We start from the raw sequence: 16,688 nt of genomic DNA, 5'->3' as shown, positions 1-16,688 counted from the left end.
CGAAGAAGGCCAGGGTCACGTAAGCCACCACCAGGGTTGCCACTTGCAGGCCGGTGAGGCTGGCCTGATTGAGTTCCGACAGCGACCAGTCGCCGAAGCTGAACATTGCACCGTACATGCGCCCGGCAACGTGCAGGTTCTCGGCACGGAAGATCACCCAGCCCATCACTACCAGCAGGAAAGTCAGTGCCCAGCGGATCGGGTTGAGACTGCGCGGCGAAGTGTTCAGACCGAGCATTTTTTCGATCGCCAGCCACATACCGTGCCAGGCGCCCCAGATGATGTAAGTGATGTTCGCGCCGTGCCACAGACCACCGAGCAGCATGGTCAGGAACAGGTTGCGATAGGTCATCAGCGTGCCTTTACGGTTACCGCCGAGGGTGATGTACAGGTAGTCACGCAGCCAGGTCGACAGGCTGATGTGCCAGCGGCGCCAGAACTCGGTGATCGACTGGCTGATGTACGGCTGCTTGAAGTTTTCCATGAAGCGGAAACCCATCATCAAGCCCAGGCCGATGGCCATGTCGCTGTAACCGGAGAAGTCAAAGTACAGCTGCGCGGTGTACGCCAGCGCACCGAGCCAGGCGTCACCCGTGGTCGGGTTCTGCAGGGCGAAGCAATGGTCGGCGACCACGGCGAGGGTGTCGGCGATGAAGACCTTCTTGATGAAACCCTGCATGAACCGCGTGCAGCCCTCGGAGAACTTGTCGAGGGTGTGCGTGCGGTTGTTGAACTGATCGGCGAGGTCGCGAAAACGCAGAACCGGGCCGGCAATCAGGTGCGGGAAGATCGCCACGAATGCTGCGAAGTCGATCAGGTTGCGCGTGGCCGGAGTGTCGCCACGGTACACGTCGATGATGTAGCTGATCGATTCGAAGATGTAGAACGAAATACCGATCGGCAGCAGCACGTGGGTGAGGATGAACGGCTCGAGACCGAACGAAGTCATGATCTCGTTGATGCTGTCGACACCGAAGTTGGCGTACTTGAAGTAGCCCAGAATGCACAGGTCGACGGCCACGCCGAGCAGCAGCCAGCGCTGCGCCGGTTTGGTTCGCACGCCGGCAGCACCGACCTTGAGGCCGATCCAGTAGTTCCACAGCGTGACCGCTGCGAACAGCGCGAGGAAGTCCACCCGCCACCAGGCGTAGAACACGTAGCTGGCGATCAGCAGCAGCAGGTTGCGATAGCGTTGCCCGCTCAGGTAGTACAAGCCGAGAAAGATCGGCAAGAACAGAAACAGGAACACGTTGGATGAAAATACCATCCCGATCTCTCCATGTTTGAATCAACAGTCAAGGGCCGAAGCCCCCCAACCCCCCCGTGATAGTGGAGGGGGTGACACAGTCCTGCGATCGTTCCCACGCTCTGCGTGGGAATGCCTCAATGGACGCTCTGCGTCCGCTTCGGCATGGGACGCGGAGCGTCCCGGGCTGCATTCCCACGCGGAGCGTGGGAACGATCAGCCATCAGTGTTTTCAGGAACCCTTGTTGCCCTTTTCATGCGACGGGTCGTAGACCTTGGTCAGGTCGCCGCCAAGACGGAAGGTCTTGAACGGTTGCATGTCGCGCTTCTTCTCGATCACATCCGGCGCACAGGTGTAGAGCGTGCAGAAGGGTTCGAGCCAGGCGAATTTCATGTCCTCTTTCAGGTCGGTCATGTCCTGCTTTTTGCCGTTCTTTTCTTCGAACTCGTCAGGGTCCTTGACGCCGGCCAACACGCGATCACCCAGACGCTTCAGTGCGCCATTGTTTTCCTGACGCAGATCGACACCGTTGACCTGGGCGAAACTGGCGATCATCGCCAGCGGCGGCAGGGCGTAGTTGTGATAGGCGAGGGCGCGTTGCTGGCGCTTGAGTTCGTTAGGCAGGAAGCCGTCGGCGTCGACCTGGTTGACGCCAACCTTGTATTCCTTCACCGCCCAATCAAACAGGTCGCGGCGGTTGGTGGCGACGGCGGTCGCCATCACCGACCAGGCGGCCCAGTACGAGTGGTTGTTGGTTTTTTCCAGCGGCAGGTTGTCCCAGTCGCTGACCACCTGATCAGCCATTTTGCTGAACCAGGCTTCGATTAACTGCGCTTCCTGCTGGTGCTGAGCCAGTGGGTGCGAGTCGGAGAACTTCAGGCGAATGTACGACGAGGCCATGCTGCCCAGCGCCCATTTGCGCATCGACTTGCCGGTGTGGTTGAAGTCTTTGGACATCAACGCGTCAGCCTTGGCCCACGCGGTCAGCCAGTCGAGCGTGCATTCGAGCTGTTCCGGGCGACCGTCGCGCATGAACTGCATGACGCGCTTGGCGGTGCCGCGTTCCAGCGTGGTGATGTCTTTGGTGGTGTCGCGAAAGGCTTTTTCCGACTGCACGTTCAGCGTCGCGCGGGCCTTGTCCGAACCTTCGTATTTGCTGCGAAATTGCAGCGGACCGGTGTACGGCGCCGGCATCGCGTCGCAGCCATCGCTCTTGTCGCCGGTCTTGAATTTATCCACCGGGGCGAAGTAGCCCTGCGGTGGACGCAATGGCGCGGCAGCCTGAGTTGCCCCGGCGAACATCGCCAGGCTCAGGAGTGTCGGTGCCAACAGGTTTTTCAGTTTCGGATTTCGCATAGCAGACCTCATTGCCCGAGCTGCGCGGTCTGGTGACCGACGCCCGGGAATACGTTGCGTTTGCAGATTTTCGCTTCGACTTTTTGTGGCGCGGCGTCAGGTCCGGCTTCAGGACCCTGGACTTCGACCGCCAGCAGGTTTTGCGAGGCCCAGTCTTCGTCCGTGCGCAGCTCAAAGGCGAAACGACCGTCGGTGTCGGAGGTTTCCGGTTTCTCGATCTTGATGTCCTCGTGGCGACCGTTCATGTACCAGAGGGTGGCTTGCAGGGTTTTCACCGAGGTGTCGGCGAAGCGGATGTCGACCTGATGGTTGGCGTTTTGCAGGTTCAGGTTCTTGCTGTTGACCAGCAGTTCTTGCTTGCTGCCCGGCTTCAGCGTGGCACTGGCGGACATCTGTGCGTCTTTGCCTTCGCAACCGTTATCCAGCAGCGCCATCATCTGGCGATAGATGGTTTCCTGGTCGAGGCGATACAGCGGCGAAAATTCCCAGATGAGAATCTTCGGCGGGGTCTTCTGGAATTCTTCGCTGCCCAGGTACTGCAGCATCGAACCTTCGAAACCGCCGCCGGGGAAGGCCACGTTGAGGATGTCGGCGCCGATGGCTTCTTCGAGGAAACCGGCGAAGTTGTAGTTCTTGCCGCTGTGCGACGTACCGACCAGGGTGATCTGCGGATTGCCGGAATCGCCGAACAGGTCGCCGTCACCAGCCTCGCCTTTCGGCTCGGTGGTGAACTGGTCCATGTACTGGATCGCGTAGCTGGTGCCGCACAGTTGCCCGGCCATGTTGTGCAGGGTGCCGGTCTTGCCCATGCGCCCGGAACGCTTGGTCTCGAACTCACGCTTGGGAATGTCGGCGAAGGCCGGGATCTGCTTGACCTTTTCGGCGACGATTTTTGCCGTGCGCTGGGCGCCGTAAGGTGTCCAGTGCTGGTCGCCACGGAAGTAGAAATCGTGGGCGGGCAGGGTGTCCGGCAGCGATTCGTTGGTCAGTGGCGACAGGTCAGGCACCACGTAGCCCATCTTGGCGAAACGGCCAAGCATGGTCTTGTAGTTGCCCAGCGCTTTCTCGTAATCGAACGCGGCTTTTTCCTGCGGGTTGAGCTTGTTGCGGTTCACCAGGCCACGGGTCGGCTGGTAGACGATCACCAACTCGACGCCTTTGCTCTTGAACGCATCGTGCAACTGTTGCAGGCGCTTGTAGCCGGCCGGCGTGGTGTTGAACTCGGTGCGCAGGTCTTCCTGGGTACGGAACAGCCAGTCGCCCTGAGCCTGTACCAGGGTGGTGAAATTCTGCTGATAACGCGTGGTGTAGTTCTTCGCGTCATGGGCCGCCGGGCACAGGTTGCAGCACGGCTCGGCGGTGAACTTCGGTGGCGTGACGCTTGCGCCTTCAGCGTCGGCGCGGGCGTTGCCGGCAGCGAGAATGCCGAGGGTCAGGGCCGAGAGGCTGAGCAGTTTGATCATGTGTGGGTGCATAAAAATTATCCTCAGTCCTGCAATTCGGTCTGGCGTTCGACAGGGTCGATCAGCACGGCTTTCTGCTGGCGCACCAACAGATCGAGAATTTCATCCTGGCGCTCGCCGAGGATGCCGTTGAAGCTGATCCCGCTGGACTTGGTCGGCGCCAGCATCGACACGCGATACAGCTCGACACTCAGCGGCGAGTCGATCGACAGCGGGCCGCTGCCGTTGGCTGCCAGCTCGCCGCCGACGACGATCAGCGAGACCTGCGCGTCGAACGGGTCGAGCTTGATGTCACGGTCGGTGTCGGTCAGGTCCTTGATGTGGCCGTAGATACCGGTCAGGCCGTTGGTCATGGCAACGTTTTCGTAGAGGCGGATGTTCACGCTGTTACGAATACGAATGCCGTGACGGGTATTGCTGATGACCTTGTTGCCCCACAGCAGGTTGTCGGCGGACTCGTAGAGCGTGATGCCGTCGGTGTGGTTCTTGTAGATCTCGTTGTAGGCAATGATGTTGTTGACGCTGTTACGGTCGATCACCAGGCCCGACAACTTGTTGTCGAAACTCTTGTTGTTGAAGATGAAGCTGTCGTTGACCTCACGGGAAATAATGATCCCGTGCTTCTTCTTCGTGCCGTGAACGGTGTTCTCGGCAATGATCAGACGGTGCGAGCGGTCATGCGGGTCGATGCCGTAGACGATGTTGTCTTTGTAGGTGTTGCCCTTGACCACAAAGTCGCTGGTTTCGTAGCAGTAGAAGCCGTACCACATGTCCGAGAACTCGGAGCCGACGATCCAGCCGGTCGGTTCCGGGCGCTTGAGGACTTTGGCCATGTTCGGCGTGTACTGGGAAATACTCACCCCATACGACTTACTGTTGGCGTAACCGAAACTGGCCATCTTGCTGTTGACGATGTAGGTCTCGGTGCCGCCCCAGGCGAGCAGGAACGGACGGAATTCCTTCGGCGAACGGAAGGTCGCCGGGCCGTTTTCCTTCTCGCGCCAGCCGGTGACTTTGGTGTCACGCACGAACAGTTTGCCGTCGTTGACCAGGAACGAACCGGCCTCTTGGGACAGGCGCAGTTCCTGGGTCTGACCGTCGATTTCGAGGATGCCTTTCTCGCCGACCACGATCGGCAATTTGGCCAGGTACACGCCCGGAGCGGTCTCGCTGAAATACTGCTTGGGCAGTTTTTTCGCCAGATCCTTGAGGTTCATGTAGCCGTCGTCGATGAAGATCGCCTGCGGGATGCCGTGCTGACGCACCACCCATTCGGCCATCTTGTTATCGCCGCCGATAAAGTCCTTCAGGGCGTTTTCCTGCATCATCCGGCGCACGCTGATCTTGCCCGGCTTGCTGCGCACGATCTTCGCCGCAGCGGCTTCGGCGGTGAAGCCGGACAGGTCGGGCAGTGTCGGCTTGGCCAGTTTCAGCGCGTCGGTCGGCGCGCTGCTGACGGTGTAGGTCTTGGCCTGTTGCAGTTCTTTGGCCACGGTCGCAGGTTTCGCCGGTTCAACATTGGCGAAGGCGCCGGCGCTGGCCAGCAGCATCGCGCCGGCCAGCAGGCTGAGTGAGCCTGTTCTGGTGCTGATCATGTCGGGCACTCCCTTGGCGGTTTGCATCAGAAGCGCCAGATCACGTCAATGAATGCGCGGTGCATGTAGGAATCAACCTGGCTGCCGTAGGCATCGCCCGGTTTGAACACACCGCCACGGAATCGCACCAGTGCCGAAGGCTCGTCGATCGACTGGCTCAACGCCGCCGGCAACAGGCCTTGCTTGAAGTACTTGGTGACGACCAGGTCCATTTCCTGACCCAGGTCCTTGTTGCCATCTTCAAGCGGCAAGGATGTGCTGGAGAGGATTGCGCCGGTGACGTCGTCGGTGTTGTTTTCCACCGCATTGATGCCGTTGCTGCCGACCGGCTTGTTGCCGTCGACACGCCAGAACTTGTGGTAGATCAGGCTGGCGTCGTACTCGTCGTTGACCATCCACGAACCGAACAGGGTGGCGGTCTGCATGTTGTTCATTTCGCCACGGAACGCTTCGCCGAAACGGTGCACGCGCGAGCGGGTACCGGTGTAGTTGGAGCGGTTGCTCTCCAGACCGTTCTGTTCGTAATCGGCACTGGCGCGGGCGTATGCACCGCCGACTTGCCACTGCGGATCGAGGCGCAGACGCACGCCGACATCGGCTGCCCAGCCGCTGATGTCATCGCTGCGCTTGGCTTGTGTCGGGCGCGTGCCGTCGGCGTTCAGCGCATTGACCGTGTCGCGGTCGCCGCTCATGCCGGTGATGCTGCCCCAGTAGTTGACGGTGTTGGTGTTGCGCCAGTTGTAGGCGTCGCTGTCAGCGGTCAGGCCGATCCAGCTGATGTCGCCGTTCTCGGTCTTGTCCAGCGAGTCGCGCGGGACGCCCGGCTCGGCGTAATCGAGTTTGCCGTCATCGTGAGTGTGGTGGCCGCGAATGCCGACCCACTGGCCCGGTGTCCACTGGTAAGCAGCGTCGGCGTAGGCGTGCAGGCGATCCTTGTCTTTCGGCGCCAGCTCTTTCAAGTCGGTGCGGTATTCGCTGAAACGCTCGGCAACACCGGCATTGGCCCGCAGCAGGGTGGTGTCAAAGGTCCAGTTCAGCGCTTCGATGTTGGTGTCGCGCCATTGGCCGTCGTCATTGCGCAGACGCTGACGACCGAACTTGAGGATCTCGCCAGGGTAGGGCGTGAAGCCGCTGTAGCCGACCCAGAACTCGCGCATCGCCAGGTAGTTTTTCTTGGTTTCGCGATCGCCGCTGTCGGTGGTCTGTTCGCCGTCCGATTGTTGCAGGGTGTCGGTCTCGATGATGTCGGTCGAGGTCACCGCCTGACCCATCGCATAGGCGCTCCACGCGCCGCTTTCACCGTAGATCCACGGACGCAGGTCGAGGCCCACGCCGTTGACGTCGCCGCCGCCGGCAGTGCCGAGGTCACGGTCGTCTTCGGACTGGCCGGTGAGTTTCACTTCCAGACCGAAGTTCTTGCTTTCAGTCATCGCAGCCAGTGTCGGGCAAGACCAGAGCAGCGCGAAGGTGAGGCCAATACCGGCCTTCACGAATGGGTTCAGCTTCATAGTTTTTCCTCGCCGTCTTCTTCTTGCAGGGCGTGCAGTTGCAGCGTGTTCGAGTTCAGGGCGCCACGGCTGGCCTGTTCCTGTTGCAACAGGCGGCGGGCTTCGGGCAAGCGCTCGGGCGGCAATTGCGCCTCGAGGGTCGCTGCCAGTTCATCGGCTTGCGGGGTGTTCTGCGCCTTGGCCAGTTGGCTGAACACGTAGGCGTTCAGCGGGTCGGGCTTGGTGCCCTTGCCTTGCGAGAACAACTGGGCAATGGCGAAGTCGGCACTGTTCTGGCCGTTGCGCGCAGCGGTCAGCAGATGGTCCAGAGCCTTCTGCGGATAGACCTTGCCCAGGTAGCCACGACGGTAGATCTGGCCAAGGTAGTAATCGGCGGCGACTTCGCGGCCGACGGCTTTCTGGAAATGTTCCTCGGCGACTTTCGCGTCGGCCGGGACCATTTTGCCTTCGTAGTAGACCTTGCCCAGCAACAGTTCGGCGCGCGGCTGGTCGGCGGCGCGACCGTTGTCCAGATACTTCATCATCTGGTCGACGTCGCCCAGTTCGGGGAAGTCGTAAAGCAATTGCGCGAGGGTGACCCACGACGCCGGGTAGCCCGGAGCGATCGGCTCGAGCAGCGCCTGCGCGGTTTTTTCGTCGGTCTTGCCCAGGGTCGAATCGGCCAGCACGCGGGCTACGGAGTCGACACGCTGCGCGGTGACGGTGCCACGGCTGTAACCGGCCTGCATCTGCTTGATCAGCTCGGCCTGTTGCTCCGGCTGGCCACGTTTCTGGTAGACGGTGGCCAGTTCGACGTAGCAGATGTCGGTGGTGTTGAGCGCGGCCTTGCAGATTTTTTCCACGTCATCCAGATGCTGGTCGTAAGTGCCCTGGGTGCGATACAGCAGCACTTGCGCCAGACCCGCTTCCGGGTAACCGGATTTGCGCCACTGATCGATCTGCTGCTGCGCGTTGATGTTGGGGAAGCTGTGCGGGTATTGCAGGTACAGCATCGCCAGCGGGATCAACGTGTTGCCTTCGCCATTGGCGGCGGCTTTTTTCAGCAGGGTTTCGGCTTCGTGGTGCTCGGCTTCGGTGGAGCCCGGCTTGGCCACCAGCAGACGACCGAGACGTGCCTGGGCACGCGGCGACACGCTGGCCGCTGCCCGGTAAGTCGCCTCGGCCTGTTTCATCTGCGCCGGGTCGCGGCTGTCGACCTGGATATCGGCCAGGCCGACTTGCGCCTCGCTGTAACCCAGATCGGCCAGTTGCTGGTAATTCTGCGCGGCGGTGGCGGTGTCGCCACGCTTGAGCGCTTCGTTGGCCAGACGCTGATCGGGCAGCCCGGCGCAACCGGCTAGAGAAACTGCTAGTGCCAGCGAGCACACCATCAATCCCATGTGGGAGCGAGCCTGCTCGCGAAGCAGTCGACTCGGTACTTCAGACAAACCGCGCTGGCCCTTTCGCGAGCAGGCTCGCTCCCACAGGGTCGGCGGTGTGTTCAAGTTATGCGTAGTCACAGGCATGTCCTCGACTTAAAGACCGGCAGCCATGGCTTTGTCGATCAGCCAGTTCAGGTTCGGGCCACGGTCGCTGTTCACTTCCACCGGGCGGCCGGCCAGGCTGCTGTCGAGCGGCTCGTCAGGCTGGATCTGTACGCGAATGTCGGAGGACAGGTCGGCGCTCTTCAGGCTTGTGCTGCTGACGATCTTGCCGGTGCGGGTCTTGTCTTCGCCGGCGATCTGGAAGCTCACCGGTGTGCCCGGACGCACGTCGCCGAACTGGCGATAGGAGAAGCGTGCTTCAACGTTGGCCTGGGTGTTGCGCGGCACCAGTTGGAAGATCACGTCGCCCTTGCTCGCGTACTGACCGTCAGCCACCAGTTGCTGGGCCACGGTGCAATCGCACGGCGAGGTCAGGGTGCCGGTCATTTGCTTGCCGAACAGTTCTTCAACCTTGGCCGGGGCCAGTTGGTCTTCGGCCAGATGGCCCTTGAGTACGTCGAGCATGCTGGTGCTGAAGGTCGCCAGCGGTGCGCCTTTGGCGGCAACGCCGTCGGACTTGACCAGGCTTTTTACGGTGCCGTCACGCGGCATGGTGATGTTCATCCCCGGCACGCTGACCAGACCGGCCTGGGCGTGGCTGACGAAGTACATGCCGTACACCGACTTGAAGATGAAACCGGCAGCGACCAGGCCAACGGCGAAAATACCGGCGCTGAAGGTCACGGCTTTCAGGCGGCCGAACGGGGTCATGCCGGTGTCGTTGGTCTTGTTCTTGCGCGCCTTGGTGAAGTTGTCGCGCTGCAGGGTCGCCAGCACTTCGCCGATGCTGACGATGTCGCCGGCCAGGTGCGAAGTGATCAGGTGGCGCAGGGTGGAAATGTCCTGCGGCTCGAGGTTCTGGAACTGGCAGCCGGCGCGGCCGGTGGCACGATCGAAGGACCGCACCTGCAGTTCAACGTCCATGGCCAGGCCGAGGTTGTCGATGACAAATTGCAGACGCGCCTTGTACACCTCGCCGATGGTCAGCGGCATCTGCCCGGCGTTGAACGCCAGACCGCCAGCCGACAGATCGAGGACCCGCGCTTCGAGCGGAGTCCGGTCAGGGCCGAAGAAACGCAGCTTGGCCGGGATTTTCACGCGAGCGTGCTGGCGCTGGGCTTCGGATTCATGCACTACGTTGACGTTGACGGCGGTATTCATAGGGGCGATTTCCTTGTTAATTCAATAGGAGCGGGTCAGACCATCATCAGCAGCACGGCGACAAAAATGCTGCCGGCGGAGAAGGTCATGGTCCGAGACGACCAGGTGTTGAACCAACGTTGAAAGCTGGCGAGATCACGGGTCAGGGATGTGGGCTGGCGAGTCCAGGATTGTTGGTCGAGGCGGAAGAACACGTAGATCTTCACCAGGGCGCCAACGATCTGGTTGTAATACAGAATCGCCGGGTAAGCAGGGCCGATGCGGTGACCGGAACACGACAGCAACAGCGTCAGGATCAGGCGGGTGATACCGATCCACAGCAGGTACACGAGGATGAACGCGGTGCCGTACTTGAAGCTGGCGATCAGTGCGACGGTCAGGCCGAGCAGCGAAGTCCACATCGACACGCGCTGGTCGAACAGCACCACCGAGGTGAACGCGCCGAGGCGACGGATACCCAGACCCAGTGCACGAGAGTTCTGGCGCAGGTTGTTGCCGTACCAGCGGAACATCAGCTTGCGGCTGGCCTTGATGAAGCTCTTTTCCGGCGGATGCTCAACGGTGTTGATCGCGGCGTCCGGCACGTAGAAGGTGTCGTAACCCAGGCGCATCAGGCTGAACCAGCTCGACTTGTCGTCACCGGTCAGGAACTTGAAGCGGCCCAGACGCCAGTGTTGCAGCGAGTCGCTTTCAACGTCGGCGATGAACTCCGGATTGGTCACCACGGAGGCTTTGAACACCGACATCCGACCGGTCATGGTCAGTACGCGCTTGGACAGGGCCATCGAGCACATGTTGATGTGGCGCTGGGCGAAACGCAGCTTGTGCCATTCGCTCATGATGTAGCCGCCGCGCACTTCGCAGAACTCGTTGGTGGTCAGGCCGCCGACATTGCCGAACAGCTGGAACCACGGCACGGTCTTGCGCACGACGCCTTCGCCGAGCACGGTGTCGCCGTCGATCACGGCCACCACGGCACGGTCGTCCGGCAGGTGACGGGAGATCGCGCGGAAACCGAAGGCCAGACCATCGCGCTTGCCGGTACCGGGAATACGCACGAAGTCGAGCTTGACCCGCTCCGGCGGATTCATCCGCGCCCACAGCGCCTTGACCAGCAGCTCGTCGGACATTTCCACGATCGAGCAGACAATGGTGGTCGGCAGTTCGCAGTCGATGGCTTCGCGGATCACCGAGCTGTAGACCTGCGCGGTGGTCAGCGCGTCAATACGAAAGCTGGTGACCATCAGAAACACATGCGACGGATCGGCCGCTTTACCCAGCTTGCGTACTTTGCGACGCAAGTGCGGGTAAACGATGTAGAGAAAAATCATGCCGCGCACAAAGTGCGTTGCACCCATCGAGTAGCGCCAGATACCCACGGCGCCAATCAGGAAAATGAAGTCCTTCGACTCGGAGTCGAATGTGGACGTGGGCAGCATCAAGGCCAGGCCCATCAGCAGACTGAGATAAAAAAGCCAGCCGGCTGATTGCAGAAAAAAATGTTTGAGCTTGGTCATAACCGTCATCCGAAGGTGATGGAGGCTTCAAGCCGCAAGCGTGTTGCCTTTGCTTGCGGCTTGAAGCTTGAGGCTTGCCTTACCAGCAAATGCCTTCGGTGCGGCTACCGGCGCTGGTGGCCTTGGACATGAAGCCCACCAGGTCGATGACTTGCTTGCCCTGCGGCGCTTCCTGGGCCAGCGAACGGAATTTCTCGTCGCGGTTGCCGAGGATGATCACGTCGGAGTTGTCGATCACCGAGTCGAAGTCGGAGTTGAGCAGGGACGATACGTGCGGAATCTTCGATTCGATGTAGTCCTTGTTCGCACCGTGGACACGGGCGTATTCGACGTTGCTGTCGTAGATGCTCAGGTCGTAACCCTTGCCGATCAGCATTTCCGCCAGTTCGACCAGCGGGCTTTCGCGCAGATCGTCGGTGCCGGCCTTGAAGCTCAGACCGAGCAGGGCGACTTTGCGTTTTTCATGGCTTTCAACGATGTCGAAAGCGTTCTGCACTTGCGATTCGTTACTGCGCATCAGCGAGTTGAGCAGCGGTGCTTCGACGTCCAGGGAACCGGCGCGGTAGGTCAGCGCACGCACGTCTTTGGGCAGGCACGAACCGCCGAAGGCGAAGCCCGGGCGCATGTAGTACTGGGACAGGTTCAGGGTCTTGTCCTGGCAGACCACTTCCATCACTTCACGACCATCGACGCCGACGGCTTTGGCGATGTTGCCGATCTCGTTGGCGAAGGTCACTTTGGTCGCGTGCCAGACGTTGCAGGTGTACTTGATCATCTCGGCAACGGCGATGTCCTTGCGGATGATCGGGGCGTCGAGTTCTTCGTACAGCGATTGCAGAACGTCGCCCGACGCGGTATCGAACTCGCCGATAACGGTCATCGGTGGCTGATCGTAGTCAGCGATGGCGGTGGATTCGCGGAGGAATTCCGGGTTGACCGCAACGCCAAAATCGACGCCAGCCTTCTTGCCCGAGCAGTCTTCCAGAATCGGGATGACCACGTTGGCCACGGTGCCTGGCAACACGGTGCTGCGCACGACGATGGTGTGACGGGTGGTTTTTTCACGCAGGACAAAACCGATCTCGCGGCACACGGCCTCGATGTAGTTCAGTTCCAGGTCGCCGTTCTTTTTGCTTGGCGTGCCGACGCAGATCATCGACAGGTCGGTATCACGAATCGCCTCGGCGAAGTTGGTCGTGCCGCGCAGACGACCGGTCTGGATACCCTGTTGCAGCAGTTCGCCCAGGCCTGGTTCTACAATCGGCGATTTGCCGGCGTTAATCATGTCGATCTTGTCTTTGGCAACATCGACGCCAACTACGTCATGGCCCCGTGCAGACAGGCAACCGGCACATACTGCGCCAACGTAACCCAAACCAAATATGCTGATGCGCATCGCAATTACCTCTGTATATATCAGGCCTTAGAAGGCCGGAGTTAATGGTGTTCAGCGGTCACTAGTGCACTCGGAAGTGCGGCTTACAGGCGCCACAATGCCGTGTGCAGGCATACAAAGTTCCGAGTGTATAATAAGTGCACTCAAGATGTGCGCAACTAGGCCTTGTTGTTATGACTTGCCCTGTTATGCAGCCGATCTTCCGTGCGGGAAGACTCTAGTGCAGTCGTGTAGCCTGCTCGACGTCCGGTAGGGAGCCGGTAAATCAAGCAGTTAGGTGCTCAGGCGAGCACGTTTATAGGGGCGCGGCCTTGGCCTTTGTAGGGGATATTAATGGTACGTATCTCCTGTCCTTCGATTGTTTTGAGACTAGTTAGTCACTCAGGCAAGTTGCTGTGACAACTTGGTTACATGGCTATCAGCTCTGCGTAAGTTATCTCGTACAAACTCGGCGAGAATCGTTACCGGTGGTATGAGCAACGCATTTGGACATAGTTCCAGCCCGCTCATCGTGCCAGCCGAAATTTTTTGAAATATTGATGAAGATGGCACTGGGTGCAAATTGATAGCACTAACGATTTCGCCCTTTAGTTATCGGGACGAAACCGGGGTCGATAGTTTTGTGCCACTACGGGTAAAAAATTTAGGTGCCACTACTGAAAAAAAACTTCAGTGTCGAGTGAAACTAAAATTAGAAAATAGAGTGTGGTTTTATTGGCGCCATGAATTTGGCGATATGTCGCGAGGGGATTTTGACTTCGGGCGGACTGCACGACTCCTGAGGAAAAGAGTCGTGCAAAGGGCATGCTTTATTCCGGGGCGTGGTCGCGCAAAAACACCAGATTGTCAGGTTTCGATTGTTCGGCGCTGTAGCGATAACCCTGGACATCGAATTGCTTGAGCTGAGCCGGGTCGTTGATGCGTTCCTGGATCACAAAACGGCTCATCAGACCGCGCGCTTTCTTCGCGTAGAAACTGATGATCTTGTACTGGCCGTTCTTCTGATCCTTGAACTCGGTATTGATGATCCGCGCCTTCAACGCGCTGCGCTTGACCGCGGAAAAGTATTCGTTGGATGCAAGGTTGAGCAGTACGTCATCGCCTTGCTCGGCCAGCGCTTCGTTCAGCCACTCGCTGATGCGCGTGCCCCAGAACGCATACAGATCCTTGCCACGGGCGTTGGCCAGTTTGGTGCCCATTTCCAGGCGATAGGGTTGCATCAGGTCCAGCGGCCGCAGCAGGCCATATAGGCCGGAGAGCATGCGCAGGTGTTTTTGCGCGTAATCGAATTGCGCCTCGCTGAAGGATTGCGCATCCAGACCGGTGTACACATCACCCTTGAAGGCGAGCAGGGCCTGTTTGGCGTTCTCTGGGGTGAAGGCGGGTGTCCAGCTGCCGAAACGCGCGGCGTTGAGGCCGCCGATCTTGTCGGACACGTGCATCAACTCGCTGATCTGCGCCGGGCTCAGCTCGCGCAACTGCTGGATCAGTTCCTGGGAATGGTCGAGGTACTGCGGCTGGGTAAAGCGCTGGGTCGCCGGCGGTGTTTCGTAGTCGAGGGTCTTGGCGGGGGAAATCACCATCAGCATGAAGTCGTCTCCTTTAATCGTGGGGGCGATTCTAGGGGGTTGTCCGGGTTGACTCCAGCTATCAAGCCCATAGGTGATCGACGGCTTAACTCAAACCCCTTGTGGGAGCGAGCCTGCTCGCGAAAGCGGATTTACATGATCGTTCCCACGCTCCGCGTGGGAATGCAGCCCGTGACGCTCTGCGTCACAGTCGTCGGACGCGGAGCGTCCGGGGAGGCGTTACCACGCAGAGCGTGAGAACGATCATCCGTGGCAGAGGGGGAACAGGACAGGATCAGCTATAGTGCCGCGCGGGTTTTGTTATGGAGACATCCCTTTGCGCATTGTTCTTTTGTTCACCGCGTGGCTGCTGAGCTTCGGCGCCATGGCGGCGCCCGGCGACGCGGCGACGCTGGATCGCACGACCTGGCCGGAGCAGCTCAGCAATCCGACCCTGTTCGACGTCGCGTCGCGGGCGGAAATCTTCATGTTCGCTCGCGGCCTGCTCGGCACCGAGTCCATCGACGAGGCGGCACTGGCCCAGCGCCTGGGCCTTCGCACGGTCAATATCGATGCGGTCAATCAGCTGCGCCAGCGCCTCTGGCAGCGCTTGCTCGCCAACTACAACCACGCCCAGCAAAGCTGCGATCAGGACGCCTCGTTCTGCTTCCTCGTCGAAGATCTGCCGACGCTGCGCGAGCAGGCAGCCAAGTTCGTCGTCAGCGACGACAGCTATTACACCAAGTGGGCCGAGCCGAGCCGGATCTTCCATTTGCAGTACCTTGACGAGCTGATGCGCAAGGCCGCGCTGTCGCCGCAAACCAGTAACGAGTTCGATCGTTTCGGCGACTACGAGCGCAACGGCGACGACATGCACGACCGGCTGTTTCTGCTGACGTTCGACAGCGCCGCCAACGTGCAACCGGACAACACCGACTGGCTGACCGAATACCTGCGCAAGTCCAATCTGAGCGGGACATTCTTTGTCTTGGGCAAGGATATTCAGGCGCGACTCACCGGCCGTTCGGTCAGCAGTCTGCAGGCGAGTTTCTCCCGGCAGTGCGTGGGCGTGCAGGGCTGGGAGTTCCGCTCCCACAGCCATTGGCAGGACTGGCAGGATTCGGTGCGACGCAGCGCCGATCTGGTGAAGAACAAACTGCCGGAAAACTACGTGCCGCTATTCCGTCCGCCGGATGGCCAGCGCCGCAGTGACGCGCAAGGTTTTTTCAATAGCCAGGGCCTGCAAGTGGCGCTGTGGGACATCGATGCTCAGGACGGTGCCGGCAAGCTCAAGGGCCCGGCCAGCGCGCAGCGGGTGCTGACCCTGATGCTGTTGTGGCGGCACGGGGTGATCAATTTCAACATGAAACAGGATGCGGTGAAGACGTCGCTGCCATGGCTGATCACCCAGACTGCGCAGAGCGGCATCGGTTGGGAAGACTGTCAGGACGCGTTTCGTTGAGAAACGACAAAAAGCCCGGAAACATTGGGCTTGGGGTAATTTTCAGGAGGAATTCGATGCAGGCGGACTTCCGACTTTAGCGGGGTACGGGGAGTCCGCCAAGGGCTTTTCGTCACTCTGCAAAATAAACTTAAAAAAACCGTCAAAGAGCTTTTTTATGTCATCGGTTTTGGAGTATTACGAAGACAGACCGCCGAAACCTGCAACACAGGTGGCGTCTTCCCAGACTCCTATTGTGTGCAGTTCATCCAGGCCCTCGTGGATGAATTCGGCAGTCACCTCGAGGCGCAGCACTGTCACGGTATTGCGTCGAATGGCTCCCACAAAGGTGACCGAGTATGGATGATCACGGATGCAGCCCTTCCTCCAACCAGCCAATCCTGTATGTACTCGATACCAACGTATTGATTCACGATCCAAATGCCCTGCTGAATTTCGAAGAACACCACGTCGCCATCCCGATGACCGTGCTGGAAGAGCTGGACAAGCTCAAGAGCGGCCATCACAGCGTGGCCGCCGAATGCCGTCAGGCGATCCGCCTGATCGACAAGACCCTGGGCGATGCGTCCCCCGAGGACGTCGAACTCGGTGTGCCGATCCAGCGCGGCAAGGGCGGGCCGAAAGGCTTGCTGTCAATTCTGATGAGCAAACAGGCCGAGTCGAACCTGATTCTGCCCGAGCACCTGAACGACAACAAAATCATCAACCAACTGATTGATCTGCACACCCGCGATCCGCAGAAACCGGTGGTGCTGGTCACCAAAGACATCAACATGCGCCTCAAGGCGCGCGCCTGTGGCATCGACGCCGAGGACTACAGCACCGACCAGTTGGTCGATGACGTGTCCCTGCTGCCCAACGGCTACCACAACATGACCGGCTCCTTCTGGGA

Annotated in this window: 12 protein-coding genes; 2 read left to right on the top strand and 10 right to left on the bottom strand. The window is 59.9% G+C overall.

The window, feature by feature from the left end; all coding sequences use genetic code 11:
• From OQK_RS06210 to yaaA, 10 genes are all read right to left on the bottom strand, one after another.
• A partial coding sequence (locus OQK_RS06210) for an MBOAT family O-acyltransferase (RefSeq protein WP_016771603.1) occupies window positions 1-1,267 on the bottom strand: 1,267 nt, incomplete at its 3' end.
• A 211-nt stretch (window positions 1,268-1,478) separates the two neighbouring features.
• Entirely contained in the window at window positions 1,479-2,603 is a 1,125-nt protein-coding gene (locus OQK_RS06205; protein ID WP_016771602.1) for a mannuronate-specific alginate lyase, read from the bottom strand.
• Window positions 2,604-2,611: 8 nt separating this feature from the next.
• The gene (locus tag OQK_RS06200; RefSeq protein WP_016771601.1) at window positions 2,612-4,078 is read right to left on the bottom strand and encodes an alginate O-acetyltransferase; all 1,467 of its coding nucleotides are present in this window, start codon (window positions 4,076-4,078) and stop codon (window positions 2,612-2,614) included.
• An 11-nt stretch (window positions 4,079-4,089) separates the two neighbouring features.
• Window positions 4,090-5,661 (bottom strand): mannuronan 5-epimerase AlgG, encoded by a 1,572-nt coding sequence (gene algG, locus OQK_RS06195; RefSeq protein WP_038861124.1) that lies wholly within the window; start codon window positions 5,659-5,661, stop codon window positions 4,090-4,092.
• Between the two features lie 26 nt (window positions 5,662-5,687).
• Entirely contained in the window at window positions 5,688-7,169 is a 1,482-nt protein-coding gene (locus OQK_RS06190; protein WP_016771599.1) for an alginate export family protein, read from the bottom strand.
• Window positions 7,166-8,674, bottom strand: a complete 1,509-nt coding sequence (gene algK / locus OQK_RS06185) for an alginate biosynthesis TPR repeat lipoprotein AlgK (RefSeq protein ID WP_177318473.1) — start codon at window positions 8,672-8,674, stop codon at window positions 7,166-7,168. Before algK ends, OQK_RS06190 begins: the two co-directional genes overlap by 4 nt.
• A 9-nt stretch (window positions 8,675-8,683) precedes the next feature.
• The gene (locus tag OQK_RS06180) at window positions 8,684-9,853 is read right to left on the bottom strand and encodes a PilZ domain-containing protein (RefSeq protein ID WP_016771597.1); all 1,170 of its coding nucleotides are present in this window, start codon (window positions 9,851-9,853) and stop codon (window positions 8,684-8,686) included.
• 35 nt (window positions 9,854-9,888) lie between these two features.
• Window positions 9,889-11,370 (bottom strand): mannuronan synthase, encoded by a 1,482-nt coding sequence (gene alg8, locus OQK_RS06175; protein WP_162098720.1) that lies wholly within the window; start codon window positions 11,368-11,370, stop codon window positions 9,889-9,891.
• Window positions 11,371-11,449: 79 nt separating this feature from the next.
• Window positions 11,450-12,766: a nucleotide sugar dehydrogenase gene (locus OQK_RS06170; protein ID WP_016771595.1), complete on the bottom strand. Its 1,317-nt coding sequence runs from the start codon at window positions 12,764-12,766 to the stop codon at window positions 11,450-11,452.
• 809 nt (window positions 12,767-13,575) lie between these two features.
• Complete coding sequence (gene yaaA / locus OQK_RS06165) at window positions 13,576-14,355, bottom strand: peroxide stress protein YaaA (protein ID WP_016771594.1); 780 nt, start codon at window positions 14,353-14,355, stop codon at window positions 13,576-13,578.
• A gap of 364 nt (window positions 14,356-14,719) precedes the next feature.
• Here yaaA and OQK_RS06160 point away from each other — a divergent pair, with 364 nt between their 5' ends.
• Both OQK_RS06160 and OQK_RS06155 read left to right on the top strand, forming a co-directional pair.
• Entirely contained in the window at window positions 14,720-15,796 is a 1,077-nt protein-coding gene (locus tag OQK_RS06160; protein ID WP_432431817.1) for a polysaccharide deacetylase family protein, read from the top strand.
• Window positions 15,797-16,134: 338 nt separating this feature from the next.
• Window positions 16,135-16,688 (top strand): PIN domain-containing protein (locus OQK_RS06155; protein WP_016771593.1); only part of this gene is annotated, 554 nt, incomplete at its 3' end.

It is taken from the genome of Pseudomonas sp. R62 (assembly GCF_000257605.1).
Classification (GTDB): Bacteria; Pseudomonadota; Gammaproteobacteria; order Pseudomonadales; family Pseudomonadaceae; genus Aquipseudomonas; species Aquipseudomonas atacamensis.
The sequence above is the reverse complement of the archived record's forward strand: the minus strand, read 5'-3'. Positions and strand labels throughout refer to the sequence as shown.